At 40.2% G+C, this 26791-nt stretch carries 29 protein-coding genes; 14 read left to right on the top strand and 15 right to left on the bottom strand.

Annotated elements, in window-relative coordinates; genetic code table 11:
* Positions 1-25 precede the first annotated feature (25 nt).
* The 3 genes from flgK to flgM are packed head-to-tail and all read right to left on the bottom strand — an operon-like array spanning position 26 to position 2159.
* Positions 26-1411: a flagellar hook-associated protein FlgK gene (gene flgK, locus GNT69_RS17855; protein ID WP_203556349.1), complete on the bottom strand. Its 1386-nt coding sequence runs from the start codon at positions 1409-1411 to the stop codon at positions 26-28.
* Positions 1412-1423: 12 nt separating this feature from the next.
* The gene (locus GNT69_RS17850) at positions 1424-1885 is read right to left on the bottom strand and encodes a flagellar protein FlgN (protein ID WP_203556348.1); all 462 of its coding nucleotides are present in this window, start codon (positions 1883-1885) and stop codon (positions 1424-1426) included.
* Positions 1878-2159, bottom strand: a complete 282-nt coding sequence (flgM, locus tag GNT69_RS17845; RefSeq protein WP_203556347.1) for a flagellar biosynthesis anti-sigma factor FlgM — start codon at positions 2157-2159, stop codon at positions 1878-1880. Before flgM ends, GNT69_RS17850 begins: the two co-directional genes overlap by 8 nt.
* Positions 2160-2285: 126 nt before the next feature.
* On the opposite strand from flgM, the gene GNT69_RS17840 reads away from it, so the two are divergent.
* Positions 2286-2744: a PilZ domain-containing protein gene (locus tag GNT69_RS17840; protein ID WP_203556346.1), complete on the top strand. Its 459-nt coding sequence runs from the start codon at positions 2286-2288 to the stop codon at positions 2742-2744.
* A gap of 221 nt (positions 2745-2965) precedes the next feature.
* On the opposite strand, the gene GNT69_RS17835 is transcribed toward GNT69_RS17840, so the two are convergent.
* The 3 genes from GNT69_RS17835 to GNT69_RS17825 are packed head-to-tail and all read right to left on the bottom strand — an operon-like array spanning position 2966 to position 5045.
* Entirely contained in the window at positions 2966-3736 is a 771-nt protein-coding gene (locus GNT69_RS17835; RefSeq protein WP_203556345.1) for a flagellar hook-basal body protein, read from the bottom strand.
* 4 nt (positions 3737-3740) lie between these two features.
* Positions 3741-4589, bottom strand: coding sequence for a flagellar hook-basal body protein (locus GNT69_RS17830; protein ID WP_203556344.1), 849 nt, complete (start codon positions 4587-4589; stop codon positions 3741-3743).
* 18 nt (positions 4590-4607) lie between these two features.
* Complete coding sequence (locus GNT69_RS17825; protein WP_203556343.1) at positions 4608-5045, bottom strand: YaaR family protein; 438 nt, start codon at positions 5043-5045, stop codon at positions 4608-4610.
* 118 nt (positions 5046-5163) lie between these two features.
* Here GNT69_RS17825 and motA point away from each other — a divergent pair, with 118 nt between their 5' ends.
* The gene (gene motA, locus GNT69_RS17820) at positions 5164-5961 is read left to right on the top strand and encodes a flagellar motor stator protein MotA (protein ID WP_203556342.1); all 798 of its coding nucleotides are present in this window, start codon (positions 5164-5166) and stop codon (positions 5959-5961) included.
* Positions 5945-6667, top strand: a complete 723-nt coding sequence (locus GNT69_RS17815) for a flagellar motor protein MotB (protein ID WP_203556341.1) — start codon at positions 5945-5947, stop codon at positions 6665-6667. Before motA ends, GNT69_RS17815 begins: the two co-directional genes overlap by 17 nt.
* Before the next feature lie 138 nt (positions 6668-6805).
* On the opposite strand, the gene GNT69_RS17810 is transcribed toward GNT69_RS17815, so the two are convergent.
* The 3 genes from GNT69_RS17810 to GNT69_RS17800 all read right to left on the bottom strand — a co-directional run bounded on the left by GNT69_RS17810 (position 6806) and on the right by GNT69_RS17800 (position 10742).
* Entirely contained in the window at positions 6806-8329 is a 1524-nt protein-coding gene (locus tag GNT69_RS17810; protein WP_203556589.1) for a coproporphyrinogen III oxidase, read from the bottom strand.
* Positions 8330-9380: 1051 nt separating this feature from the next.
* Positions 9381-10250, bottom strand: coding sequence for a Cof-type HAD-IIB family hydrolase (locus GNT69_RS17805; RefSeq protein ID WP_203556340.1), 870 nt, complete (start codon positions 10248-10250; stop codon positions 9381-9383).
* Between the two features lie 135 nt (positions 10251-10385).
* Positions 10386-10742, bottom strand: a complete 357-nt coding sequence (locus tag GNT69_RS17800; RefSeq protein ID WP_203556339.1) for a YlbF/YmcA family competence regulator — start codon at positions 10740-10742, stop codon at positions 10386-10388.
* A gap of 172 nt (positions 10743-10914) precedes the next feature.
* On the opposite strand from GNT69_RS17800, the gene GNT69_RS17795 reads away from it, so the two are divergent.
* The 5 genes from GNT69_RS17795 to GNT69_RS17775 all read left to right on the top strand — a co-directional run bounded on the left by GNT69_RS17795 (position 10915) and on the right by GNT69_RS17775 (position 15907).
* Positions 10915-12030, top strand: a complete 1116-nt coding sequence (locus GNT69_RS17795; protein ID WP_203556338.1) for a YheC/YheD family endospore coat-associated protein — start codon at positions 10915-10917, stop codon at positions 12028-12030.
* Entirely contained in the window at positions 12018-13118 is a 1101-nt protein-coding gene (locus GNT69_RS17790; RefSeq protein WP_203556337.1) for a YheC/YheD family endospore coat-associated protein, read from the top strand. The genes GNT69_RS17795 and GNT69_RS17790 overlap by 13 nt, the downstream gene beginning before the upstream one ends.
* On the top strand, positions 13096-14451 hold the full coding sequence (locus tag GNT69_RS17785; RefSeq protein WP_203556336.1) for a YheC/YheD family endospore coat-associated protein: 1356 nt from the start codon (positions 13096-13098) through the stop codon (positions 14449-14451). Before GNT69_RS17790 ends, GNT69_RS17785 begins: the two co-directional genes overlap by 23 nt.
* Positions 14448-15629: a YheC/YheD family endospore coat-associated protein gene (locus tag GNT69_RS17780; protein ID WP_203556335.1), complete on the top strand. Its 1182-nt coding sequence runs from the start codon at positions 14448-14450 to the stop codon at positions 15627-15629. The genes GNT69_RS17785 and GNT69_RS17780 overlap by 4 nt, the downstream gene beginning before the upstream one ends.
* A 68-nt stretch (positions 15630-15697) precedes the next feature.
* The gene (locus tag GNT69_RS17775) at positions 15698-15907 is read left to right on the top strand and encodes a YheE family protein (protein WP_203556334.1); all 210 of its coding nucleotides are present in this window, start codon (positions 15698-15700) and stop codon (positions 15905-15907) included.
* Between the two features lie 22 nt (positions 15908-15929).
* Here the strand turns inward: GNT69_RS17775 and GNT69_RS17770 are convergent, their stop codons facing one another.
* The gene (locus tag GNT69_RS17770; protein WP_239094321.1) at positions 15930-16103 is read right to left on the bottom strand and encodes a hypothetical protein; all 174 of its coding nucleotides are present in this window, start codon (positions 16101-16103) and stop codon (positions 15930-15932) included.
* A gap of 349 nt (positions 16104-16452) precedes the next feature.
* Between GNT69_RS17770 and GNT69_RS17765 the strand changes: the two genes are divergently transcribed.
* Positions 16453-16653 carry an alpha/beta-type small acid-soluble spore protein gene (locus GNT69_RS17765; RefSeq protein WP_203556332.1) on the top strand — a complete coding sequence of 67 codons (201 nt, stop codon included), beginning with the start codon at positions 16453-16455 and terminating at the stop codon, positions 16651-16653.
* A gap of 354 nt (positions 16654-17007) precedes the next feature.
* Here GNT69_RS17765 and iadA read toward each other — a convergent pair whose 3' ends face one another.
* Positions 17008-18180, bottom strand: coding sequence for a beta-aspartyl-peptidase (gene iadA / locus GNT69_RS17760; protein ID WP_203556331.1), 1173 nt, complete (start codon positions 18178-18180; stop codon positions 17008-17010).
* 157 nt (positions 18181-18337) lie between these two features.
* On the opposite strand from iadA, the gene GNT69_RS17755 reads away from it, so the two are divergent.
* Positions 18338-18661, top strand: a complete 324-nt coding sequence (locus GNT69_RS17755; protein ID WP_203556330.1) for an HPr family phosphocarrier protein — start codon at positions 18338-18340, stop codon at positions 18659-18661.
* A 121-nt stretch (positions 18662-18782) separates the two neighbouring features.
* On the opposite strand, the gene GNT69_RS17750 is transcribed toward GNT69_RS17755, so the two are convergent.
* Genes GNT69_RS17750 through GNT69_RS17740 form a run of 3 tightly spaced genes read right to left on the bottom strand, consistent with a single transcriptional unit; the run spans position 18783 to position 21191 of the window.
* Complete coding sequence (locus GNT69_RS17750) at positions 18783-18941, bottom strand: FeoB-associated Cys-rich membrane protein (RefSeq protein ID WP_203556329.1); 159 nt, start codon at positions 18939-18941, stop codon at positions 18783-18785.
* Positions 18942-18959: 18 nt separating this feature from the next.
* Positions 18960-20966: a ferrous iron transport protein B gene (gene feoB / locus GNT69_RS17745; protein ID WP_203556328.1), complete on the bottom strand. Its 2007-nt coding sequence runs from the start codon at positions 20964-20966 to the stop codon at positions 18960-18962.
* Complete coding sequence (locus GNT69_RS17740; protein WP_203556327.1) at positions 20967-21191, bottom strand: FeoA domain-containing protein; 225 nt, start codon at positions 21189-21191, stop codon at positions 20967-20969.
* A 364-nt stretch (positions 21192-21555) separates the two neighbouring features.
* On the opposite strand from GNT69_RS17740, the gene GNT69_RS17735 reads away from it, so the two are divergent.
* The 4 genes from GNT69_RS17735 (at position 21556) to GNT69_RS17720 (ending at position 26126) form a co-directional block, all read left to right on the top strand.
* Positions 21556-22425 (top strand): cation diffusion facilitator family transporter, encoded by an 870-nt coding sequence (locus tag GNT69_RS17735; RefSeq protein WP_203556326.1) that lies wholly within the window; start codon positions 21556-21558, stop codon positions 22423-22425.
* Between the two features lie 139 nt (positions 22426-22564).
* Positions 22565-23686, top strand: coding sequence for a histidine kinase N-terminal domain-containing protein (locus GNT69_RS17730; protein ID WP_203556325.1), 1122 nt, complete (start codon positions 22565-22567; stop codon positions 23684-23686).
* Positions 23687-23794: 108 nt separating this feature from the next.
* Positions 23795-24361 carry a GNAT family N-acetyltransferase gene (locus GNT69_RS17725; RefSeq protein WP_203556324.1) on the top strand — a complete coding sequence of 189 codons (567 nt, stop codon included), beginning with the start codon at positions 23795-23797 and terminating at the stop codon, positions 24359-24361.
* Positions 24362-24740: 379 nt separating this feature from the next.
* Positions 24741-26126 (top strand): hemolysin family protein, encoded by a 1386-nt coding sequence (locus GNT69_RS17720; RefSeq protein ID WP_203556323.1) that lies wholly within the window; start codon positions 24741-24743, stop codon positions 26124-26126.
* Between the two features lie 202 nt (positions 26127-26328).
* Here GNT69_RS17720 and GNT69_RS17715 read toward each other — a convergent pair whose 3' ends face one another.
* Positions 26329-26682, bottom strand: coding sequence for a hypothetical protein (locus GNT69_RS17715; RefSeq protein WP_239094320.1), 354 nt, complete (start codon positions 26680-26682; stop codon positions 26329-26331).
* Positions 26683-26791 lie beyond the last annotated feature (109 nt).

The following is a 26791-nucleotide window of genomic DNA, read 5'->3' as shown; positions in this document are numbered from 1 at the left end:
TCCTCCTTCCCCGCGAATGATTCAATTATCTGATTCCATTAATCAACCGGTCTAGCATGTCATTGACCGTTGAAACATATTTTGCGGCAGCATTATACGCTTGCTGAAAGCGAATCATATTGGTCATTTCTTCGTCAATTGAGACACCTGAAACGGATAGACGGCGATAGTCAACTTGCTGTACAGCCATGTCTGCATTGTCACGCCAGCGGTTGGCCGCTTGAACATCCATTCCTAACTGACCTACGACCATTTGGTAAAAATCATGAATAGTAGTCGTGCTACCACCGATTTCAAGCCGCTCGTGTTGAAGCTTCGCCATCGCTTCCGCATTGGAGCCATCACCAATTGAAGCCGATTGAGCCGCAGCCAGGCGAGCTGGAGTCAATTCCGGATTGATGATCATGCTCGCTGCATCATTAGGCGGCCCTGTTGGATTGTCTCGATCAACAAAAAACAAGAGGTTTTCGGCTTCGCCATTAAGATTTCTCGCCATATCATCGGCATGAATCCTGTTCATTTCATTCGCAAACGCAAGCGCTAACGCATCTATTTGCGCTCGCAATTCAGGAATTGTTTCCTTTATCGCATCTTGGAGCCCTTTTAATTCCCCACCTTGTAGTTCAATGACAGTGCCACCAATGGTTAGCTCCCCATTTTCAAATGTAAGCGGAATGCCGTTAGCAATTGGCGTATCCCCGATTTTAAGATGCACCGTACCATTTTGATTAGATGTAACTTCGACATCGACAAGCCTTGAAAGCTGATCGAGCACAACATCACGCTGATCATATAAATCATTCGGCTGATAGCCACTCGCCGTCATCCGGGCAATTTGCTCGTTTAATGCGGTCACTTCATTCACTAACGTTTCCACTTGTTTTCCTTTGCCGTTCAGCTGTGATTGCAAATCCGCTTCGACTTGCCCAACCCCAGTCGCAAGCGAACTCAACGTATCAGCAACACCTTGGCCATTTGCAATCACGACAGCGCGAACCGCGAGACTATCCGGCTGTTTTGCCAATTCGTTCATGCTTTGAAAAAAACGATTGAGCGTCATGCTTAAACCAAAATCCGAAGGTTCATTAAACACGGTTTCAAGCTGTGAGAGAGCGTTCGCTGTCGCTTCATAGTATCCCGCTTTTTGCTGTTCATGACGAAATTGCGTATCAAGAAAACCGTCGCGAATTCGTCGCAGCTCAGTTACTTCAACACCCGTTCCAATCGTCTGCGGTGCCGTGCTATTATTCATACCCGGAAGCGACATCGGCCGGCTTGCCTGCAAAACAGCTTCCTGCCTTGTGTAGCCGACTGTGTTTGCATTCGCGAGATTATGAGCGGTCGTATTAAGCGCAGATTGCTGTGCTAAAATTGAGCGTTTTCCAATTTCTAATCCATGAAAGGTTGACATTGTCGTTCTCTCCTATGCTTTTGCATCAAATAAGCGGACTGAACCGCTTTTTTCTTTTGCAGTTGATTTTGCATTATATATTCCTGAACCGTCCGATTTTGGCAGCATTTGTTCCATCATAAATTGAGTGAACGCGAGCGACTGCTCTAGTAATAGCTGATTGGATTCATTGATGTTTTTTATTTCTGCCAACAACTGCTGCAATCTTTGCTGAAGGGAAGCCCATTCTCGTTTTGTATCTCCGTCCGGCTGCTGATTGATTACGTCTGATAATGTTCGTTCTTCCCCTAAAAGTGCGGCCCGTTCTTGATCTAACTGATTGATTTTTTTTAGTAGCTTCGTTTCTTCAGCTATTAGCGTGAGAAGTGGATTCATTTCGCCGCTAATGAGGATCTGCTGTTTTTTCTTCGCCGTTATTAACAACGTTTCCTGATGAAATGCTAGCTGCTGTAAAATGTTGGTCAAGTTATTCATCGATTTTCGCTCCCGATTTCGCATAAGATAATAATTTCCCGGCCAGTTTTTCACTGTTGACTTTATAGGTGCCATTTTGGATTTGTTCTTTCAATTGCGCAATCTTCTTGTCTTTTTCAGCTTGCAGTTGAAGTTGCGCTTCGCTTGATAATTCGATTTGATCGGTTTGAGCCTTTTTTTCGCCGTCCGTTTTCTTTTGTGGCTCGCTATTTTTTTGATAAGCCTGATAGGCCGTTCCGATTCGAGTGATTGGGGTTATATGGTTGACCTTCATTTCGTTCACTCCTTTCAACGTTTCTCTTATTTATTAGTATCGGTCAAAAATCTTTTTTTGTTTAGGGTGTTTTTAAATATAATAAATGCTATATTTTGAATATATAATTTAACGAGGTGAAATGACATGGTTTACGCCGTTCTCATTTTTAGCATCATTGTTGTCCTTATTTTATTATACTTTTTTAAGATTCTTAAAAACAATCAATCCGCCGGTGACTCTGCTCTTACAAAGTTATCGAACAATCGGCGCGAACATTTTCGCCTCAAATTTAATGACACGTTTTGTAACTTTCAGCCGCTCGTTACTCCTTCGAATCATTTAGGCGCGATTCGCGATATTAGTGCCGGAGGAATTCGGATTGAAACGTCTACAAACGAGTTAGACAAAGGATCTTTGTTAATGCTGTATTTCGAAATCAATAATGAAACCTTTATTTTTGAAGGGATTGTTAAAAGAAAGGTCGAAATTGCGCCAAACGTCATTCAGTACGGCGTAAAATTTATCAGTTCTACGATTGCCCAGCAAGACAAATTGTATCGGAAATTGCGAGCGCTCGAAAGACAACAAACGCACGCGCAGTAAAAGGAAACGCTCGTATCAGTACGAGCGTTTTTTTATGTTTAAAATTCATTTATTCGCCAAAAACAAACGTTTCTTCTCCAGTTTGAAGTGTATACTCTCCGAAAGAACTTATTTACTTACCAAAACAGTTCATTTACTCTCCAAAATAACTACTTTACTCTCCAAGAGCCATATTTTGGAATTTCTCACCAAACGAATCGACAATCAACAAACCATACTCATCACGAGCGAATGATTCCGTTGGCGATGCCCATCATTTGGTCGGCATAGCTTAGCGCCCGAGCGTTTGCCTGCAAACCTCGTTGCGCCTTGATGACATCTGTCATTTCTTGGCCGAGATCGACATTCGCCGATTCGAGAAAGCCTTGGCGAAGTTGAACGTCATTTTCCATCGGATTCGCCCCGTTCAAGCTGAAAGCCCCGCCTTCATTTTTCAATAGCTGCGGATTATCAACCGTAAAAATCGCGACTCGCTGGTTGGAACCTGTAATCGTACCATCGCTTTCAACTTGAAAATCGGCTGCATTGGCAATCACAATTGGATTTCCATTCCCATCGAGCAGGACATCTCCTTCAGGGGTACCTAACTGGATTTGCCCTTCGCCAACGTAAAGCGGTTGAAAGTTCCCGTTTCTTGTATATAAAATTTCCGTTGCCTCTCCATTTGTTCTCTGAACACGGAAAAAGCCGCTGCCTTCAATCATTAAATCTAATGGCTGATTTGTTTCTTTCGGTGCTCCTTGCGTGAGCTCCATTGACGTTGAGGTGAGTCGCGAGCCAAACGTCGTGCGAATGCCATCAGGGGAGAGTCGGCCTGTTTCCTTCCCAGAATGAGGCTGGTTTTGAATCGAAACCGTTAAATTATCGGCAAAAGCGGCTTCACGACGTTTGAAGCCGGCCGTATCAACATTGGAAATATTATTGGCAATCGTATCGAGTTTCCCTTGATACGCCCGAATACCCGTTGTTGAGATAAGAAAAGAAGTATTCATCTAGCTACACCCTTCCAATCGTATTTAATTGTTCGAGCGTTTTATCATACGCATGAAGTACCTTTTGATTGGCTTCGTATAAGCGAATATTGGCCATCATTTCCGAAATCGTCTGGGACATTTCGACATTGGATTGCTCTAATGTTTTTTGGTGTAGGCTGACACCAGCAGGGACGGTATCAACAATCATCTCGGTTGTTGCTCCAGCTAATTGATATAAGCCGTTGCCTTCTTTCACTAATTGATTCGGATCGTTCACGAGAACGCCCCCAAGTGAGCCGATTGTTCTCGCACGAGCAGGATCATCAGGATGGACGATGATTTCGCCATTTTCACGGATAAGAACATTTCCAGAGGTCAAATCAGCATCGGCAATCGGCGTTCCATTCCTGCCTAACACTAAATCTCCAGATGAAGTGGTCAACTGGCCTGTGCCATTAACGGCGAATTGGCCGTTTCGCGTCAGCTTAAATTCACCATCTCCTGTTTGAACGGCAAACATGACAGCAGGCTTCACTAAGCGATTATTTTGCATGACCGGTGCAAGTTGTTGATCATTAATGGCGACATCATACGGGGAATTCGTACTGACGAGGCTGCCTTGCGTAAACATGGGTAACGTTTCTTGGTTATACACCCCCATTGATAATGGTCCAACGATTGGCGCTTTTCCGGTTGCTGGGGATGTTTGATCATGAATGCGGGCGAGCAGGAGTTCGGGGAATGCCCTTAATGGGCTCGTATCCTGCTTATAGCCTGGCGTTTCAATATTGGCTAAATTATTTGTTAACGTATCTTGTTTTCGCTGCAGGGCAATCATTCCCGATGCAGCTGTTTCTATTCCGCGAAGCATGATTTGTGCTCCTTTCGCTTATGTATATAAATTGACTAAAAGACCCTTGATTTCTCCCAGTTTTGTCAAAATTTCAACAGATGGGGTTTGTTTAGTTAATACTTGCTCTGACAATTCAATTAGTTTTTCATCAACTTGCTTAATGATTTTTAATTGTTTTTCACGCCCATTAGGATGGAATCCTTGGTGATCTTCGAGAGCATACCCGCTTTGGACGACTTCTTTTAAAAAATTACGTATGATTTGTTTATATTCCATAATATCATGTAGCGACCGGGAGTGGGTCAAACGCTTCCCTTGCTGCTCTAGTTCGAGAAAGAGTGCTTGAAGGCGGTCCTGTGAAAGTTGGGATTGTTTTTCCGATAGAATCGATTGAAAGCTTGGTGATTCTTTCTCTCTTAAGCGGACTGGAACATAGCGGTCCGGGTTAATCCCAATATTTTGTTGAATTTTCAAACAACTACCCCTTCCTCCGATTCATTTTAAAAAATCGAAAATCGTCATTGTCGATTTTTAGCGAATCGACTACAATGACATTATAAATCTATTTTTCGTGCATTAAAAGGAGAAATTCATGTCTAGTCTATTTGGAATCTTGCTTGCACTTATTGCCGTCGGTCTCGGAATGGTTTTAAAAGGAACAGCGTTGTCTGCCTTGCACAACCCCGCCGCCTATTTAATTATCTTCGGGGGAACCGCCGCAGCGATTTTCATCGCCTTCCCATTCAGAGAAATCAAAAACGTTCCTAAACTATTAAAAATTGTCTTTTTCGAACCAAAACTTACTTCGAAAACAGAACAAATCTCCAATCTTGTCCATTGTGCGACGGTTGCCAAAAAAGAGGGGATTTTAGCGCTTGAAGAGTTAGCGGATGAAACGAACGATTCTTTTTACAAAAAAGGGCTTGAAATGATTATTGATGGCCATGAAACGGAATTCATTGAAGAAGTTTTACTCGATGAAGTTGACGCGATGGAAACTCGCCACAAAATAGGAGCACTTATCTTTACTCAGGCCGGTACATATGCGCCGACACTCGGTGTCCTTGGAGCAGTAATTGGTCTTGTCGCTGCGCTCGGAAATTTAAGTGATGTCGATATGCTTGGGCACTCGATTTCAGCAGCTTTTATTGCCACATTGCTCGGAATTTTCTCTGGATATGTGCTTTGGCATCCAATCGCTACTAAACTAAAGCGAATCTCGAGCCGCGAAGCTGAGTTAAAATTACTTACGGTTGAAGGATTGCTTGCAATCAACAGAGGGGTTTCTCCACTTAGCCTCGAAGTAAAATTAACCGCCTATTTACCTCCTAAAGAACGTGAAAAGTATGTAAAGATGACGAAGGAGAAAAACAATGAGAAGATCGCGTAAAAGGTTAAAAAACGATCATGAGGAACATATTTCTGAGTCTTGGCTCATTCCCTATGCCGATATTTTAACTTTATTGCTCGCGCTCTTCATTGTTTTATTCGCATCAAGTGAAATTGACAACACAAAATATCAAGCAATCATGCAATCGTTTCAGTCAGAGCTAAAAGGAGGAAGCGTTGGCGGCGGTCCCGTTGAATCCTCTAATGAATTCATGTTTCCGGAGCTCGAAGAACCGGTTGAAACAGTCGATAATGAAGCCGAGCTTGACCAATTGCAGCAACAATTAGAGAAATACATAAATGACAATGATTTACAAAACTTCATCGCTTTGGAGAATACCGAGCGTGGAATTGAAATTTCCGTTAAAGATGTCATCTTATTTGATACGGGGAGCGATGAATTAAAGTCGAGTTCCTATCAGACATTGGATACGATTAGTGGCTTAATGCAAACGGTGCCGAATCAAGTGAATATTGAAGGACATACTGATAATGTTCCGATTGGAACTGCGCCTTTTCGTTCCAACTGGGAGTTATCTGCTGCTCGAGCAGTCAGTGTGCTTCACTATTTTGCTGAACATTATATCGACAGCAGCAGGATGCAATTTACCGGTTATGGCGAATACCAGCCGCTTCACCCGAATGATACAGAAGCCAATCGCCAAGCAAACCGACGCGTAAATATTGTTATATTACGCTATAATTAAAATATAAGACGCCCTCCAAATTATTAATTGAGGACGTCTTTTTATTTACGTTGTGACTAGCACGAGCGATCTTATTCAGGCTCCACTTAACAGTTTTTCTAACTCACCTTCGAGAATCTATTTAAACCTAAAACACAGTTATTTCTCAGCAACAGCCGATTCTTCTTTCCGAAACAACTCCGCCAAAATCGCAAGCTTTTTCTCGGTATATTCTTCAAAAGCATCATTATACGATTTAGGATCTTTCGGGTTCGCAAAATGCGTGATTTTCCCGGTTTCTGGGTGGATAAACTTGCTTGACGCGCCACATCCTAGGCCGATAATCGTCTGCATCTCTTCCATAATGATGATATTATACAAGCTCTCTTGTCCTGGAAGTGAATAGCCGACATTTTCGAGATTGCCGAGAATATTTTTTTGCCGGTATAAATAATAAGGAACATACCCGTAATCAGCCGTCCACTCCTCAGCGAGTTGCATCATCTCTTCAATCTCGTCGCGATCCGCTACTTTGTATTTCTCTTTGTTTTTCGTCATCTCCGAGGCACGTTTAAAGCTTAGTGTATGAACGGTTAACGATTCAGGCATTAGCTTTTCCGTCTCGTTTAATGTATAGGCAAATTCCTTCGTCCCTTCGCCAGGAAGACCGATGATCAAATCCATATTAATATTTTTCATCCCTGCTTCGCGGGCAAGATGGTATTTATCAATCGTTTCTTCAACTGTATGATGGCGGCCGATTGCCTTTAGCGTTTCCTGAATATACGATTGCGGATTGATTGAAATTCGGTCAATCTTCCATTTATTTAACACATCAAGTTTCTCAGGCGTAATTGTATCCGGACGGCCGGCTTCAACGGTGATTTCTCGAATTTTGTCCACATCTGGAAACGACGTGTACATTTCCTCATAAAGCATGTCCATTTCTTCAGCAGTAATCGAGGTTGGCGTCCCGCCGCCATAATACACCGTGGTAATTTTAATCTCATTCGCTTTCAACCATTCGCCAATCTTGCGCATTTCGTAATGCAAACCACCAAGGAAACTGTTTACAGAGCCTTGTCGGCCATTGATTGCGTATGCCGGAAACGTACAATAAGCGCATTTAGTCGGACAAAACGGGATGCCAATATAGATGCTGACTTCATTGCGCAAATCATACAAATCAGGCAGGACGGCAAGCTGCCGATCGATAATTTCCTGCATGAGTTTAATTTTTTTGGGTGTGATTAAATATTCTTCTGCCAGTTCACGATGTGCGACGTCCTTCGGTGTTCCTTCATGAAGCTTTTTATGAAGCAGCTTTGTCGGGCGGACACCAGTTAAAAAGCCCCAGTTTTGCACCATTCCCGTCCAGTCTTGAAGCACCGTTAAATAGGCGTGCGATACAGTATTTTTTACAACTTTAAAGCTTTCTTTCTCATTCAAACCTGTTGGTAAGTTTTTTTTATAAAAAGTGGAGAAGTTTCTTCCGTCAGCAGCGAAAAGGTTTGCCTCGACATTCACGCTTCCATCGATCTCAATCGCAAACTCGACCGTTGCCTCCGGTTGCCCCTCTTTCCTTGTTAACGAAACCGTTGTTTCTTCAAAAAATAAGTTGGCAATTAATTGTAAAGGTCGTTCAAACCTTTCATCATCAAGCCCTTTTATCTCAATATACAAACGAATCACTCTTTCAAATTTACTTCCTCTAGTGTACTGAATCGTAAAAATAAGGTCAATATAGGAGAAACGCTTGGTGGAAACTGGATAGCTGCTGGCCACCGTGTGGAACTTTTTTGCCTATTAATCAAAGAACGATTGAATTTGTTAAAAAAGGCATTAATGTCTATCTAGGACTCATTCCGCCGAAGAGCTTCGTTCGTTTTTAGAACGATAATGCTGGTAACGCGATTTTTAATCCAAGTACTCGTATTAAAAACAACAAATTTCGTTGATATAATACTAGTACTCGCAATAAAACGCTGGAAAATCAGGGGTTAATCCGAGTACTCGCAATATAATGAGGTCAGAAGGTCGATTTAATCCCTGTACTAGCAATAAAAAAAGACCAAAAAACGCTTTAATCCAAGTACTAGCATAAAACCAGCCCAATAATCACGGTTAATCCCTGTACTAGCAATAAAACTTAGCCCAATAATCACCGTTAATCCCTGTACTAGCAATAAAAAACGGCCAAAAATCGGTTTAATCCAAGTACTCGCAATAAACCACCCCGATAATCACGGTTATTCCCAGTACTAGCATTAAAATTCCAACCACTTATAAACAAACGACTTTTTTATCCCCAGTACTAGCATTAAAAATCCAACCACTTATAAACAAACGACTTTTTTATTCCCAGTACTAGCATTAAAAATCTAACCATTTATGAACAAACGACTTTTTATTCCCAGTACTAGCATTAAAAAAACCAACCACTTATGAACAAACGACTTTTTTATTCCGAGTACTAGCATTAAAAACCCAACCACTTATAAACAAACGACTTTTTAATCCGAGTACTAGAATAATAATCCAGCCATTTTACACCTAATCAAGCTTTTAATCTTAGTACTTGGATTAAACGGACGTTCTCACTCTAGATAACCTTTCTATTTTGAGTATATATAATCATAAAAACCCGCTGACTATCAAAATTCAGCAGGCAAGCTTCAAAATTCAAGAGTTTTATTTGCGCTATTAACCATAAATTGATTTAAAACCAGCATTGTTACTTTTTAATAATATTCATCTTCCGTAAAAATTCGATTGGCTGTTGTTTGCGGAAATGCTCTTTGACCATATAGGCAACACCGCGTTGGTTATTGGACCTTGTTATCCAGTCTGATGCCTTTTTCACCTCTGGGGAGGCGTTGCCCATCGCTACACCTAACCCACATGCTTCAATCATCTCAATATCATCGATTCCGTCGCCAATCACAACCATTTCACCGAGCTTAATCCCTAGTTCTTCCCCGAGAGAAATCATTCCGTTTAACTTCGAAACATTTTCCGGCATAATATCAAGGCGAAAATCATTCAATTTTGTCATATTCACTTCGTTAAAAATCGTGGAGATCGTTTCCTGAGCATCCTCGAGATCGTCTTCATATTCAAAATACACTTCAATTTTTGGCGCAGTGATTGGATCATCACGTAACGTATCGGAGATGGAATCGACAAACTGCTGTGAATAAAACATCGGATCCCCCGTCGTAAAGACGGTTTTTGCCAAAAGATTATGATTAAGCTTATATTTATTGGCAAGTGAAAATTCATCATGGACAATTCGGATTTGACACGGAAACCCTTCGAGAAATCGGATTACTTCATACGTAATCTCTTCTGAAATTCGTTTTGCTACAACGGCCTTTCCATGTTCTGAGGCAACATACGCTCCTTGATTCGTAACGAGCAAGGAATTTATTTTAAGGGCTTTAGCGATTTTTTTTGCGGAGACAAAGCTTCTTGACGTAACGAGCGTGACATAGATGCCCTTTTGCTGCACATATGCGATGGCCTCTTTTGTGGATTTATGAATTCTGCCGTTTGACTGAAGAAGGGTTCCATCCACATTTATTGCAAGAAGACGGTAAATCATAATTTGGCCCCCATTTCTAAGTTGTAATCCTATCTGATTTTTATGAATAGCGGGGACAGATTAGAACTATCCAGATTCCTTCAAAACATAAAAAAACCTCTCAAAATCGAGAGGGTTTTGCTTTACATATACATTTTATTGGTTTTCAGGTACACCGTAAAGGTCTTCTAGCGGTTTCATAATAATTTTATTAATTTCCGTAATCACCGTGCTCATGCGTTGCTCTGCTTGCATTAATTGAGAAATCGCCTCATGCTGCTGAACTAATGCGACTGTTCTTTGGGCCTGTTCTACTTCTTCTTGAGAAATATTTTCACCCATCATCTGTTTTTGTTGAAGTTGCATTTGCATATTACGGAAGTTTTCGAACATATTCCGTGCAGATTCATCGCTATTTACTGCATCATAAAGCCTTTTCAAGCTTGAAAATTCCTCACTATCACGAATTACTTTTTCCAAACCATACGCAGAATCGTAAATATTTACTGCCAATTAAAACACTCCTTTTCCATTTCGGAATCTCCTACACTATAACAAAATATGAGCCCAAATGCGAGGATGTTCCAAAATTCCCACCTTTCTCCAAACGCACACTCTAGTAGGCTCTTACATACGATACGGTATCAGCCCATTTCTCTTTAAAAAAATGAGGTGGAACAGAAACATGGATGAAAACAGTGGTCAAAAAACTATTGCTGTCCTCACGGAAATAAGAGAAAACGACGATAAAGAGCCTTCGTTCGGAAACATTCATGCTTTTTGTGAAGAATTAAATCAGCTCGTTACAAAAGCTCGTGGGCTCTTTTACGTCTTTTCTTTAAAAGGTATTTCACAAAAAACGATTCATGGATTTCGGTTTGACGAAGACAAGTGGGTGAAAACAGAGCTTCCTTTTCCACAGATTATCTATAATCGCATCCATTCTCGTAAAACCGAATCCGGGAAAAAATATGCAGCCTTTCTCCAAAAAATGAAGGAGTTAAACATAACCGTATTTAATGAAAGATTTCTCTCAAAGTGGGAAGTGCATCAATGGCTTTCACAGCAAAAAAATTTGCTTCGTTACCTACCAGAAACATCCTTATTTTCGGAACCAAACTTAGCAAAGCTGATTGATGAGTATGACGAACTGTATTTAAAACCAGTCACTGGCAGTCAAGGTCGAGGAATTATTTGGCTAACAAGCCACGATAAACACATCGAAAAGGTTTCTGCAAATCACGACGGCCTTGTTCAAGAGCTTTTTACTTCACAAACAGAATTGTTTCAAGCTCTTAAAAAGCTTAATTATCGGCCCTATTTAATTCAACAAGGAATTCCGCTCTTACAACATGAGGGGAAACGCATCGATTTTAGGGTGCTCTGTCATCGTACAACCAATCAACAATGGAAAGTGACTTCTAACGTTGCCCGTTTATCGGCTGAAAATCACTTTGCTTCCAACGTAGCACTTGGCGGAGAAATTCTTCGACCACATCAGGCGCTCGTTCCCTTTATGGGGACCCGTTCTGCGCAAAGCAAGCTTGAATTAATGAAAGAACTGGCGCTCGAATGTGCAAATTGCATAGCTGAGCGAATCCAGTGCTCCGTTGGCGAACTGGGCATCGATATCGGTGTCGATGAAGATGGCGAGTTATGGTTGATTGAAGTAAACTCAAAGCCATCTAAACAGACAGAAAAGCGAAGCGGGACCATTCGCCCATCGGCAAAAGCAATTTTTGAATATTGCACTTATTGTATAGAGAACCGTTCGGAAGGAGAAAAATCATGGGAACTTTAGGGTTTCTTTCACTCAATCCCGCTGCAGAAAATCATTATTTTACCGAAATTGCCAAACATTCACTCACTTATAACATCGATTGCTATCGCTTTATGCCAACAAGCATCGATCCTGTCACACATCTTGTTAGCGGGGAAGCATTTCAGCATGACAAACAGAATTGGCTTCCAGCGACCTTCCCGATACCAACCTTTTTATACGATCGCTGTTTTTACCATGATGATACTATTTCAAAAACTTCTCGTTCAATCGTTAATTGGTTAAAAAATCGTGAAGATCTACAGTTTCTCGGCCATGGACTTCCGAATAAATGGCGAATTCACGAAGCATTGTCCAGCTCACCGCTTAAATCTTATTTACCAGAGACAAAAATAGCCGAACATTCCAGTCAAGTTTTAGCATTTTTAGATAAGCATAAAAAAATCATTCTTAAACCTATTTCTGGCTCTGGCGGCATGGGAATTGCCTGCTTGGAAATGAACAAAGGGTCGATTTCACTTCTGATTGAAAAACAACAAAAGCTCCAGCATACCAACTTTCCAGAGCGGCAAACAGCAGCTAAGTGGATTGAGCATCTGTTGGCTAAAAAAGACTATCTTATTCAACCTTTTCTACAGCTGTCAGACAAATTAGATCGTCCCTTCGATATCCGTGTTTTTCTGCAAAAGGATGGCTCAGGTCAATGGGTGAAAAGAGCGAAGGCCATTCGTGTCGGAAAAAAACAAGGTTTACTTTCTAATTTACGAGCTGGTGCGGAGACACTCAATTTTCAAGAGTGGTTGCAAACAGTCGAAGCGAAACATCACGACTTCCTAGTGGACGAATTAACCGATTTGATTTGTAAAACACCGTTGATCATTGAATCAACCTTCCCGCCACCCTTTGAACTAGGCATCGATATTGGCGTCGCTAAAGATTTATCGTTATGGATTTTAGATGTAAATTCTAAGCCAGGCCGAAAAATCGTTCTTGAAACCGCCCCAGAAGAAACGGAGTCTATGTATACTGCTCCACTCGGATATAGCAAATGGCTTGCTGCGAATCATAAGAAAGAGGGGAACAGCTTTGAAAACTCGCTATCGAATTGACATTGAAAAACAAACTAACACCCATAAAGTATATTTGCCACCCGAATTCACTCCAGTTGAAAAAATTGCTTTTGGCAATAAGATCGTCGATGTTGAAAGTGTTCACCATCGTCATAACTGGATCATCTTGAGTGAAGCCGTTCAGAAAGAATTGCTTTTACCTGACGTCGAACTCACCCTTCACGCATTTACCGATAAAGAAACATTGTTCATCGGTCCATTGTTAGGGATTTTAACTTCAGGTTTCACATCGTATTTAGTGCGACCGCTTGGGAAACGCACCTCTTTTTTTTCGAAACTCCTATCGGTAAATAAACTTGTCGGTGCCCTGCCTTTCGTGTTTGCAGAGGAACATATTCATTGGGAAGAAGGCACAATTACCGGCTATTTTTATGAAGATTTGCAGTGGAAGACGAGAGAAGTCCCTTTTCCGAGCGTCGTTTATGATCGCTTGCCTAATCGGAAAACAGAAAAGAAGGAGAAAATTAGAAAACTAAAACAACGGCTTCAATCAGACTATCTCATTCCGCTGTATAACCCTGGTTTTTTTAGTAAAATGGATATTTTCGATCGTTTGCAACAAGATCCGATAGCCAGTTGGTATCTCCCAGAAACGTACCCATTTTCTTCGTTTTCTTTAATTGAAAAGATGCTATCGCAATATGGTCATGTTTATTTAAAGCCGGAGAATGGCAGCCTCGGTCTAGGGATTCATCAAATCATTTATGACCGTGTAAACGGACATTATTATTGTCGTTACCGCGATGAACACGGACAGAAAAAACTAATGAAATTCACTAGTCTCGAGTATTTATTTAAAAAGGTGTTATCTAAGCGGAATTTAACGAGAATGATCGTCCAACAAGGGATTCATTTGCTTCGAGTCGATGGCAGAATTGTTGATTTCCGCGTTCACACGAACAAGAATGAGCGGGGGGAATGGCAAGTTACAGCGATTGCAGCTAAAATCGGTGGCCAAGGAAGTGCCACGACCCATATTAGTAATGGCGGCGAAGTAATGATTCTTGAAGAAGTGTTCGCAAATGAAGAAGAAGTTCAAACTTACCGAGAGATGCTAAGTAATACTTCGCTTTATTTAAGTAAAATTCTTGAAAAACATGTGGAAGGCATCATTGGGGAAATCGGATTTGATCTTGGAATCGATAAGAACGGGAAACTATGGATGTTTGAAGCGAACTCAAAGCCAGGAAGGTCGATTTTTAAGCATCCAGAACTAAGAGATTATGACGTATTAAGCCGAAAACTCTCGCTCGAATTTGGGATTTTCCTTGCTGAAAAGGCGATTATGGAACCAGAGGAACTGTTTAAATGAAACTCTTCTACGATTCATGGCAAGAGTTATGGTTTCAAAACGATTCCACTGAACGACTGAGCTTTGGGGCAAACAAAGTGCCACTTCCACATGCAGACGGAAAGGCAGTTTTTTCCGTTGATATAAACACGAAGCACGACAATGTCGGGCCATTAATTGGAATTATGGCCTCTTTATCTACAAAAGGAACGGTCGTCGGCAATGCTCCCTTGTTCAAGGCACTGCAACGTGAAGCGCTCGCTAACGGCGGGGTTACATTTGTCTTCCCACCTGAAGGAATCAATAATGGCCGTGTTTCAGGTTTTATGTTTCTTCCTGAAAAAAATGCTTGGTACTCGGTTGTGACCCCTCTTCCCCACGCGGTTTACAACCGGGTTCCTTTAAGGAAAACGGAAGATTCCCCGGCCTTTAATCAGGCCGGGGAATTGTTTACAGAGTGGCGCATCCCCTTTTTCAACCCTTCCTTTATTGATAAATCAGAATTGTATCAACTGTTTAGTAGTCGTCCATTCTTAAAATCATTAATGCCGGAAACGATCAACGTTAGCGAAAAACAAGAATTAGCTGATTTTTTAACAAAGCATGAGGGGATTTATTTAAAACCAGCACTCTCCTCGCGTGGCAGCGGAATCTTTTCACTGCGAAAAGAGGAAAACGGTTCAATCCATTTTAAAAGTCATACGAAAAAAAGGATTTATCCTGCTTTTTCCCATTTTTGGGAAGAAAATTCGTCAGAACTATTAAGTAGACATTATATCGCCCAAGTGGAAATCATCCCAGATTTACTTGAAGGCAATCGCTATGATTTCCGCATTCATGGTCATGATAGCGGAAAAGGGTATCAGATTACCGGAATTGGAGTGCGTCAATCACAAAAACAAAGTTTGACAACGCATATTCCAAATGGGGGCCGCTTGATTCCCTATGAAAGAGTACAGACGAAACAACATGATGATTTTTTTGCGAAACTCGTGACAGAAGTCGGTGAACTGCTTACGAAAGAAATGGGCTATTTCGGAGAATTTTCGCTTGACGCCGGAGTGACAAAATCTGGGGATTACGTTTTATATGAAGTAAACTCGAAGCCAATGGAATTCAACGAAGTGGAAATCGAAAAACGGAGAGTAAAGAAAATCATCGAGCTTCTCTTTCGAAAAGCGGATTTTAAAGCGGAGTAATGGTTTGTTTTCAAATATTTGCCGCCTTTTCCCTCTACGAAGTACAATGGAGCTAGGGGGGACGAAAGATGCTTACACATTTTCAGTACAAATCATTATATAAAAATGCCGATATTCCTGGTTGGCTCATCTCATTTTATTTTAACAAACAGCAATACCGTGGGATTTATCACCAAAATGGAAAAATCGAGTGGACGGGTGCCACACCGGATTCAGAAGACATCCAACAACTTGAAAAACAAATTCATGAGCTTATGCTATATCATGTATACGAGTAACCCCCATCATTGGGGGTTACTTTTATTCTTGGATCATAATCACTTGATTGGTGCCACAATTTGAACAAGCAACTAGATGCGGGCATTGTTGATTTTGATGATTATGTGGGTATCCATCCTCAAGCTTCATTTCATCTATTGGCATATAAGGACTATAATCATCATAATATTCGGCTTCACGCCCCTTATTCTCCATTTTACCTCCACAGTTCTGGCAAGTTGCCTCTAGCTGACTAAAGCCATTGCATAGCGGGCACATTCCCATGGCCTCCACTCCTTACTCATCTGAATACATATAGTTTGTTACGTAAAAAGGTTTGCTATGTATTAAGGAGTATTTATAGGTAAAAATTGCCAACTTTATTTTTTGAATAAACTTCGTTTAACCGACTCATAATACACTTAACAACTTAAAAAGAGCTTCTCAAAGAGATTCACTCCCATTTCATTACGGGTTAGGCTGGTGCAATGACAATCAGTCATCATGGTTCAAATCCATACTAACCCAAACTACAACATGTGAAAACACAAAGGAGGAAACACTAATGGCAAACAACAATTCTAATCAATTATTGGTTCCTGGTGTTGAACAAGCTCTTGAGCAAATGAAGTATGAGATCGCTTCTGAATTTGGTGTAAACCTGGGAGCAGAAACTACTTCTCGTGCTAACGGATCTGTTGGTGGCGAAATTACAAAACGTCTTGTAAGCATGGCCCAACAACAAATGAGCGGTTCACAACGCTAGTTAAAAGTTAAGAAAGATGATATTTAAAATTAAATGATATAATGGCCAAGCCCCCTTCACTTCGAAGGGGGCTGTCAATTTGTTACGAGTGCGAATTCAGTGAATAAGAAAAAACTGAAGCATAATTGCTCCAGCAAATTTAGTCTTTTACGTTTTGGGAAATGGTGTAGCCGATAAAATAAATCAAAATCATTAAGCTAGCAATGGCGAGTGTTATAGAATATTCCTCCATGCTTTTCGCCCTCCCATTCATTCAACTTATAGTATAAAAATACCATATTTACTTGAACAAAATTGGCGGATAATTTACGATTTTGTGACAATACAGTGAAATAGTGTGACGTTTATTAGCCCTTACTCAAATGTCCCTTTCACGAGGATTTCTTTCTTTTCGACCATCACCTTTCCTCTTGCAAACACTGTATCAATTTCTAAATTTTTCTTATCTAAAAGAACGAGATCAGCATCCTTCCCACACTTGATCACGCCTTTTTCGGTCAATTTTAAAATTTCCGCTGGGTTTTCTGTAATTACTTTCAACGCTTGTTCAATTGGTACATCCTCCTCAAGGATGCTTTCTCGGACTGCTTTAAAAAGCGAGGAAATTTTACCGACTTTTATGCCTTGTAGTTCCCCAGAGGAATCAAAATCAGGCAAACTTGCCTGTGCATCTGATGTAAAAGTAATTTTCGGAATGTCAACATCGTTGTCTAGCATCCTGCGCAAACCAACGCTGCACTTCACTTCTCCTTCTTTTATAAATTTAGGAATCGTACTCGTTGTAAAATCAATATACCCGCCTTTTTTCGCAAACTTCAAGCCTGCTTCAAATAAATCTGCGTTTCGATTGATATGTGTAGGATAAAATTGGGTAATCGGGATTTCCGTCTTAAAAGCAACTTCTTCAATCACGTTCAAATGATCTTTGCTGTCACCGACATGGATGTTGACGATTCCGGCTTTTCCTGACAACATCCCGCCAATTCGAGCGGCTGAAGCGATCTTCGCCATTTCCTCCCACGTAGGCTGTGACGAGCGATGGTCAGCAATCGCAATTTCGCCAACGCCAATAATTTTATCAATTAAAATTAAGTCGTCTTCGATCTTTCCTGTTAACGTTTTAACTGGCACTTGATAGGAACCAGTATGAACAAAGCAGGTAATCCCTTCCTCTTCGAGCCCCCGCGCTTTTGCTAGCAACGCGGCCATCGTTCTTGTTGTGCCGTCAGTGCCAATCACCCCGACAATCGTTGTCACTCCTGCCGTTGTCGCTTCCGATAATTGGAGTTCAGGCGTTCGCGTTTTATAACTTCCTTCGCCACCGCCACCAATGATATGGACATGCGAATCAATAAAACCGGGTACGACAAGCTTGTTCGTCGCATCAATTACCTTAATGTCAACAAATCCTCTCGGCTTGCTAATTTTTTCCTCAATATAGCCAATTTTCCCATCAACAAGCAGCAGATCTTTTTTACCTAAATAGTTAGGGGCATACACTTCCCCATTTTTAATAAGTGTAAGCATGGTCGGCGGCTCCTTCCTTCTAGTCCTACATCATAAGGATGGGATTCAGCTTTTATTATTATTCTTAAAAAGAACAGTTTAAGACTATTTTCCCAGTTTTAATCGTAAAAACAGTGGGTAAAAACAACATAATGAAACTTAAAGGAGCTACAGTAAAATGAATGAGATGATCTCTTCAACAATCCTGGTCCAAAAGCGCTTTTCTTTTCAAAAAATGCTCGAAATTCATCAGGAAATCAAATCAGTAAATAGCTCTGTCTATTTGCTTCATAAACATAAGGTCATTGATGCTTCTTCCCTATCTAAACTAGTTTCATTCTTGTTAACAGTGGAGCCGCAGACAGAGATTAAACTTTTAATTGAAGGAATGAATGTAGAAGCAGATGCACTAAAATTTGCCCAATTATTCGCAAACGAGGCAACCATTACCTACCAAAAGTACTCCCCTGCGCTAAAATCATCAGACTCATTTCTCATTTAACCTATGATTATAAGGTTAGCTGTATGTAAATGACCGATGTTCTCAGAGCTACAGACCTATTTCATTTTCTCCGCAAAAAAATGGGAGGCAGCTATGTCCTCCCATTTTTACCGCTCATGTTTCATCCTTTTCCTTCTTGTGGATTACACGGTTTAGAATCACAAAAACTTTCAACCGCGCAAGCTGTACATTTTCCCTTCCTTGACTTGTTAATAAAGCGGTAAAGTGCCCAGCCCGCATACCCAAAAATTGCTCCACCAATGACAATATTAGCTAACATTTATTTTCAGTCCCCTTCCTAGGATAATCCAATCAACTTCCCACCCTGATAGATGATAAGTGCAAGTAGATAAGCTATTATGAATGCATAGCTCATTGAAAAGCCCGTCCATTTTTTCGATTGTGTTTCTTTATATATCGTCGCTACGGTAGCAAGACATGGGATATAAAGAAGAATAAAGACCATAAAGCTATATGCAGCTAACGGAGTATATGCAGTTGCTAACAATCCTTGTAATGATGCCTCATCTGGAACAAAATAAATGATGTTCATCGTGGAAATGATCGCCTCTTTTGCGAGGAAACCAGTGAGTAAAGAAGCGCCCGCCTGCCATGTTCCGAAGCCTAGTGGTTCAAATATTGGTGCTAACACACCGCCTATGATTGCAAGGAAGCTATCATCCATATTGACATCGGCTCCACCTGGTCCTGCATAAGAAAGCAACCAAATAACGACAGAACCGGCAAAGATAAATGTTCCTGCTTTTTTAATAAACCCCTTCCCTTTATCCCATGTGCTCCGCCATAAAGAACGGATATGTGGCAAACGATATGGGGGAAGCTCGATAACGAATAAAGACGTTTCTCCTTTAAAAATCGTCTTAGAAAACAGTTTCGCGAGAATGAACGCAATCAGGATTCCTAAAACATAGAGACTAAGCACAACTACTGCTTTGTATTGGAGAAAAAACATTCCGACAAAAAGCGCGTAAACAGGAAGGCGAGCCGAACAGGACATCATTGGGGTCAATAGAACGGTTAGCAACCGCTCCTTCGGTGTTTCAATCGTTCTCGCCGCCATGATTCCAGGTACATTACACCCAAAACCAATCATCATTGGGATAAATGCCTTCCCATTCAAACCAATCCATTCCATCAGCCGATCCATCACCATCGCCACTCGCGCCATATATCCTGAGTCTTCAAGTAGAGAAATAAAGAAAAATAAAATGAAGATTTGTGGGACAAATACGAGCACACCGCCAACCCCTGCGACAATTCCTTCGAGGATGAGCGCGCGGATAAACTCAGAAACGCCTACCGCCGACAAAAATGCTGCAATCGATGCCGTTAGCGGCCCTGAAATAAAGTCCTCAAGGGCATCTGACAGTGGAAACCCTAACCAATCAAATGTCAGCATGAACATAAAGTATAATAAAAGCAAAAATACCGGAATACCGAGGAATTTATTCGTTACAATTCGATCAATTCGTTCAGAAAGAGGAGCTTTTTTAGCATGTCGGTTTGAGGTGACAGTGGCGATTATTTTTTCGATTTTTTCATTTCTTTTTTTATAAATGTATTGCTCTAATGAATCAGCCACGCCAGAATTTTTCAATTCCGATCGAACAGATTGGATGAACGTCAAAATTTCTCGCTCATCAATAATCCCTTGCAAATAAGAGTGAATATAGGGATTCCCTTCGAATAGCTGTAACCCAAGCCATCTTACCGGCTTGTTCGTTTTTCCACTAAGACGCTGTGTGAGTCTCTGGATCGCTCCCTCAATTACTTCCCCATAGTCAACGAGAGGCGATTGACTTTTTAGTTGCACATCTTCCGTAACCATTTCAGCTAAATAATCACACCCCTTCCCTGTTCTTGCTACAACAGGAGCGATTGGGGTCTCGAGCAAAGCGGAGAGCTTTTCGACATCGATGTCAATTCCGCGCATCTTCGCAACGTCAATCATATTTAAACCGATGACCATTGGGGCGCCGTATTCATGAAGCTGAATCGTTAAATGTAAATTTCTTTTTAATTGTGAAGCATCTAAAATATTTAACAGCGTATCAAATGATTCTTGTAAAAAGAAATTTGTAACTACCCCTTCATCCTTAGAGATGGGATTCAATGTATACACACCAGGCAAATCAATTAAGCGAGCATCCTTCCCTTTAAATACGCCCACTTTCTTTTCAACTGTAACACCACTCCAGTTGCCAACATATTCGTAAGAACCGGTTAAATGGTTAAATAACGAAGTTTTCCCTGTGTTCGGATTTCCAACTAATGCAATTTCCATTTAAATTCGCTCCACTTCAATTCTCAATGCTTCTTTCCGTCGAATGGCAATGCACTGGCCACAAGATTCGACCATCATCGGGCCTCCAAACGGCATTAAGCATTTCACACAGATTTCAACACCTTCGGAAATGCCGAAATCTAAAAGTCTGCGCTGAACAAGACGATCAACACCAGAAAGATTTTTGATTCGTCCTTTTTCACCTGGTTTGAGTTTTTCGAGCACAGCTACCACCTTCTCCCTGTTTTTTTAGAACGGAATAAACTGCTCTTATTGAGAATGATTATCTTTATTTAATCAAAAAATAAACGATTATACGTGTGATAAACGTCACCTAAAACCGAAGGAAAAGGGAATCAAAAGGAAAATCCACTGATCCGACAAAAATACTTGCCTAGCAGGAAAACGAATCAAACTTATCATTAGCGAAGTGGAAATCTAAGTGTTTTTTTACCATCCGAAATATAGCTGTCCTCAAAAGAATTTCATTAACACAAAACTGCTTCCTTTATCACACAATGTTGCTATAGACCCACCAAACCTTAACCTGCTAGATTTATAATGCAAACAATTTGTTGGAGGAATTTTTATGGATAGAAGGGATGAAATCAAAAAAGGAGAAAAAGGGGCATGGCTGAGTATTATAGCGTATCTCATTCTCGCTTGTGTCAAGCTCACTGTAGGGACCATTTGGAACTCCGAAGGTCTTCAAGCAGATGGGTTGAACAATACAACAGATATTATCGCCTCCGTGGCCGTGTTAATCGGATTAAAAATCTCTCAAAAACCACCAGATCATAATCATTTATATGGACATTACCGTGCAGAATCGATTGCCTCATTAATCGCTTCATTTATTATGGTCGCGGTCGGCATTCAGGTCATCATCGGGGGAATCCGTTCGATCTTTTCTGGCAAAGGTGAAACTCCAGATTTAATTACAGCTTGGGTAGCTATCGCCTGTGCAGCCATCATGTATGGGATGTATCGTTACAATTTATATTTAGGAAGGAAAATTAATAGTTCGAGCATTCAAGCGCTCGCCCATGACAATCGGTCAGACGCACTTGTCAGCATCGGAGCATTTATTGGAATCATTGGAGCACAATTCGGCCTTCCGCTTATCGATACAATTGCCGCAATCATTGTCGGAATTATTATATGTAAAACCGCGTGGTCGATCTTTTTCGATGCGTCTCATACTCTTACAGATGGTTTTGATGTCCATACATTAGAAAAAATAAACGAAACAGTGCAAACCACTTATGGAGTTTATGAAGTTACCGACTTAAAAGCCAGAATGCACGGAAATCAAGTGCTAGTCGAAGCAACCATTCGAGTAAACCGAGATTTAAATGTGGTCGAAAGCCATGAAATTACCGAAAAGATTGAGAGCAGACTTGAAAAGGAATGCAATGTTCAAAGTGCAACGATACATATTGAACCGTTTTCCCCGTAGGAGGTTTTGCCTAATTATTCATTTTTCAAAAGGATATTTGAGATTCCGCAATTTCTCCCAATATTCGACAAAGGGTTTTCTTTGTTTAAAAAGAATTTATTTAAAGACCTATTAGGTAAAGTGAGGGAGAGAAAAAAGAATGCAGGTAGTTACCTTGAAAAAATTGTCCGATTTTCTTGAAACAGAAAAAGATGCGATAATTACTGAGTGGCATAGCAAAATTATCCTTCCTAAAAAAGGATATAATAATGAGTATTATACGGATTGTCCTAAACATTTTTTCGAATTAATGATTCAACTTATTTCCAAATCAAAGGAAGACATCGAGCCTGCAATTAAAAAACTAGCCATTGAAATTGGGGAAGAACGAGTAAAATCGGAAAGTAATATTGGTGATTTCGTATACAATGTGAATATTGGCCGTTCAATTATTTATGCCAACTTCGCAAAACTAAAACTTGAATGGACACAACTTCAAGAGTCGATTAATCGGATTAACTACTGTTTTGATCGTTTTCTCTACTATGCCGTCTCCTATTATTCAGAACATAAAGATAAAATCATTGAGGAAAAAACAGAATTTATAAACTCAACCCATAAAGATCGATTGACACTTTTAGGGCAAATGACTTCAAGTTTTATTCATGAATTTCGAAATCCATTAACTTCTGTACAGGGATTCATTCAGCTTTTAAAGGCAGATTATCCCGATATGGAATATTTGGATATTATAAAAAATGAGTTAGAACAACTGAATTTCCGTATTTCTCAATTTTTACTCCTATCAAAAAAGGAGCTTATCGGAAAAGAGAAAACGCAATTCTCTGTTAATCAAATGCTCAACGAAGTGTTAACCTTTCTTTACCCTAGCATCCTTGATGCAAAAGTAAAGGTGGTTCAAGAAACACCTGAGGAGATGCAAATGGTCGGGTATGCGGATGAAATCCGACAGGTGCTCATCAATATTATTTTTAATGCGGTCGATGTACTTAGTCAATACCGTGAAGACCCAAGAATTGAAATTAATGCACGGAGAGTCAATCAATCTCATCTAAAACTTGAAATTGCCAATAATGGTCCAGCAATTCCAGAAAATATGCTTAATTCGATTTTTGAACCATTTGTCACGACGAAAAAGCTAGGTACTGGTTTAGGATTATTTGTTTCCAGGGAAATCATTGAAAAACATAAGGGCTTCCTTGCTTGTTCTTCCATTCAGGACCGGACAGAATTTATGATTTTATTGCCTTTAGCGAAATAAATACTCTCATGCCACTCCCGTGACCAACAGAGGTACGGGTTTTCTTTTTCCCCCTTTTTCATACACTGCTGTAAGGATTAAATTTTTTTCGATGGAGGTCTTTTCCTGATGTTTAGCTTGAAGGTCGACCGTGAGATTGAATTGCAATTATTTCAGCTTCACCATGCAAATGAACTATACTGGCTTGTGAACACAAATCGTCTCTATTTACGCGAATGGCTGCCATGGGTCGACAGCATTACTTCCCCTGTAGCCTACCATTCAATTATTCCTGTATGGCTACAGCAATTTGCCGAAAATAAAGGCTTCAATGCAGGTATCCGTTACAATGGTCAACTTGTCGGAACAATTGGCTTGAACCAAATCGATTGGTCCAATTCACAAACAAATATAGGCTACTTTCTAGCTCAAGGAGCTCAAGGAAATGGAATCATGACACGTGCCGTTTCAACTGTCTTGAACTATGTGTTTTTTGAATTAGGACTGAATCGAGTCGAAATTCGCTGTGGAATTGGCAATCACAGAAGTCGGTCCATTCCAGAACGCCTTGGCTTTACAAGAGAAGGAGTGATTCGCCAAGGTGAAAACCTATATGGCAAATATCATGATTTAGTGATTTATAGCATGCTCGCAAATGAATGGAGGATGAAAAGAAGGGAAAATTCTACTAGGTGATAAAAATTTCCAGACAATCTTCTTCCAAAACTTCATACATTATGCCTAGCGCACATACAATATTATAGCTAACCGAAAACATCGAGTTTATGATATAATTAAAGATAATCAAAATAAGCTGAGGTGATATGATGGGGGATTCTATCGTATCGTTGTTCTAACAGCTAAAACTTCGGAATTTGATTGGATTTAACAGGGTGCATTTCCCCCTCTTTGCCGAAGGTTTTTCATCTGTTAGGCAATGAGGGATATGAAGTTTTAAAGTTATGAAACTAGACATTTTAAAAAACATAATTAGCGCGTGCATAAGCAAGCTTTAATTTTTCGTTTATTGGGAGGTGACTCCTTACCTGTAAACTCTACAGGATAAGGGTTCTATTTGGACATATTTAACTTGGTTTGGATAGCCATTTTAATTGCTTTTACGGCATTTTTTGTAGTCTCAGAATTTGCGATTGTGAAAGTGAGGAGTTCCAGAATTGATCAGCTTATTGAAGAAGGGAAAAAAAGTGCAGTTGCGGCAAAGCGAGTAATCTCCAATCCCGATGAATATTTATTAGCATGTCAGCTAGGGATTACCGTTGCTACATTGGCAATTGGTTGGCTAGGGGAAACAACGGTCGCGAGAATGCTTGAGCCTGTCTTTTTTTATTTACCAGCTCTAGAAAACGCAAGCTATGCCCTGTCTATTGGGGCTGCTTTCATAATCATCGCGTTTGTGCATATTGTTGCCGGTGAGCTTGCCCCGAAAACAATCGCTGTTCAGAAAGCCGAATGGGCTGTCCTTTTTATCGCCACTCCACTTATTTGGTTCTATCGAATCACGTATCCATTTATTTGGGGATTAAAAGGTTCCGCTCAGATTCTCACTCGTTCACTCGGGCTAAAACCTGTCTCAGGACATGACATGGCCCACTCTGAAGAAGAGCTCCGCATCATGCTTACTGAAAGCTTAAAAAGTGGCGAGATAAACCAATCAGAGTTTAAGTATGTAAATAAAATTTTTGAGTTTGACAACCGAATCGCTAAAGAAATTATGGTTCCACGGACCGAAATTATTTCAATGGCAAAAGAGCAAACGATTGAAGAATTTTTAGATATTGTAAAAGAAGAAAAGTTTACACGTTTCCCAGTCATTGATGGAGATAAAGACCATATTATTGGTTTAGTGAACATTAAAGAAGTGTTGACGGATTTTATCGCAAACCCCGCAGCCCGAAAACAAACGTTGGCAGATTATTGTCGTCCGATTATCCGTGTCATTGATACAATTCCTGTTGACGATTTATTGGTCAAAATGCAAAAAGATCGCATCCATATGGCAATTCTGATGGATGAGTATGGCGGAACGTCAGGAATAGTTACAGTTGAAGACATCCTTGAAGAAATTGTTGGTGAAATTCGCGATGAATTTGATATGGATGAAGTCCCAATGGTTCAACAGGTAAACGACAATCAGTTTATCATTGACGCAAAATTGCTCGTTTCTGAGTTAAATGACCTGCTTGCTATCGAGATTCAAGAAGGTGATTTTGATACAATTGGCGGCTGGATGATGACGGAAAAATTCGACTTGAAACAAGGGGAACTCATCCAATTTGGAGAGTATGCATTTAAGGTTCTTGACATGGATGATCACCATATTAAATACATCGAAGTAACCAAACAAGAGCAAGAACAAGAGGATAAACCAAGTGAGCAATCAATTGAGTTTGATTCGTCAGAAAAAGCATATTCAATTACGAAAACGGGAGCAGTATCCTAATCATACAAAAACGCCAAAGAAACCTTTTTAGGGAATTTGGCGTTTTTTCTTATCCAGTGCTTGCGATAACTTGTTCGTAGATTGAACATTTTTATATTTCCTCTTCATTGGATATAATACCCCGTTATAGGCTTGTATCAAACTTTTTTAACATTAAAAAAAGCCTGGTTAGGCAGGCTTGATGTTTGTAATTTCGATTAAATTAATCTTCTTTTATCATTAGTATATCTTCTTCTACTTTGCCTAGTTTTAACAAATGGGAATCTAGCCTCTTATGAATCGTATTGAACTCTCGGGAATTCTTTTTATTTAAGTTTTCAACTACTTCATGGAGAATATTTTCAACTTTTTTTGTTTGAAGTTCCTCCATCCGCTCTAGCGCCTCTTTTATATCTGTAATATCAATTTGGTTAGAAGTAACGCGATGTTCAATACTGTCAACCTTCCCTAATCCATTTAGCCGATTTTCCAATCCTTCAACTTTATTCTCTAGCCCGCCAATCATTTTCTTTATATCATCTAGTGTTTCCAATAGTTGATCCAATTTTTTATCCATTGTTTGTACTCCCCACATGTTAGTTTTAATTTATTTTAACACCGTTATATAGTTGTGTATGTTACAATTCGAGGAAAATTAGCCATATCATGTTGTAAATAACCAATAG

Origin of the sequence: Bacillus sp. B15-48 (genome assembly GCF_016879755.1) — a bacterium.
Classification (GTDB): Bacteria; Bacillota; Bacilli; order Bacillales; family Cytobacillaceae; genus Mesobacillus_B.
The sequence above is the reverse complement of the archived record's forward strand: the minus strand, read 5'-3'. Positions and strand labels throughout refer to the sequence as shown.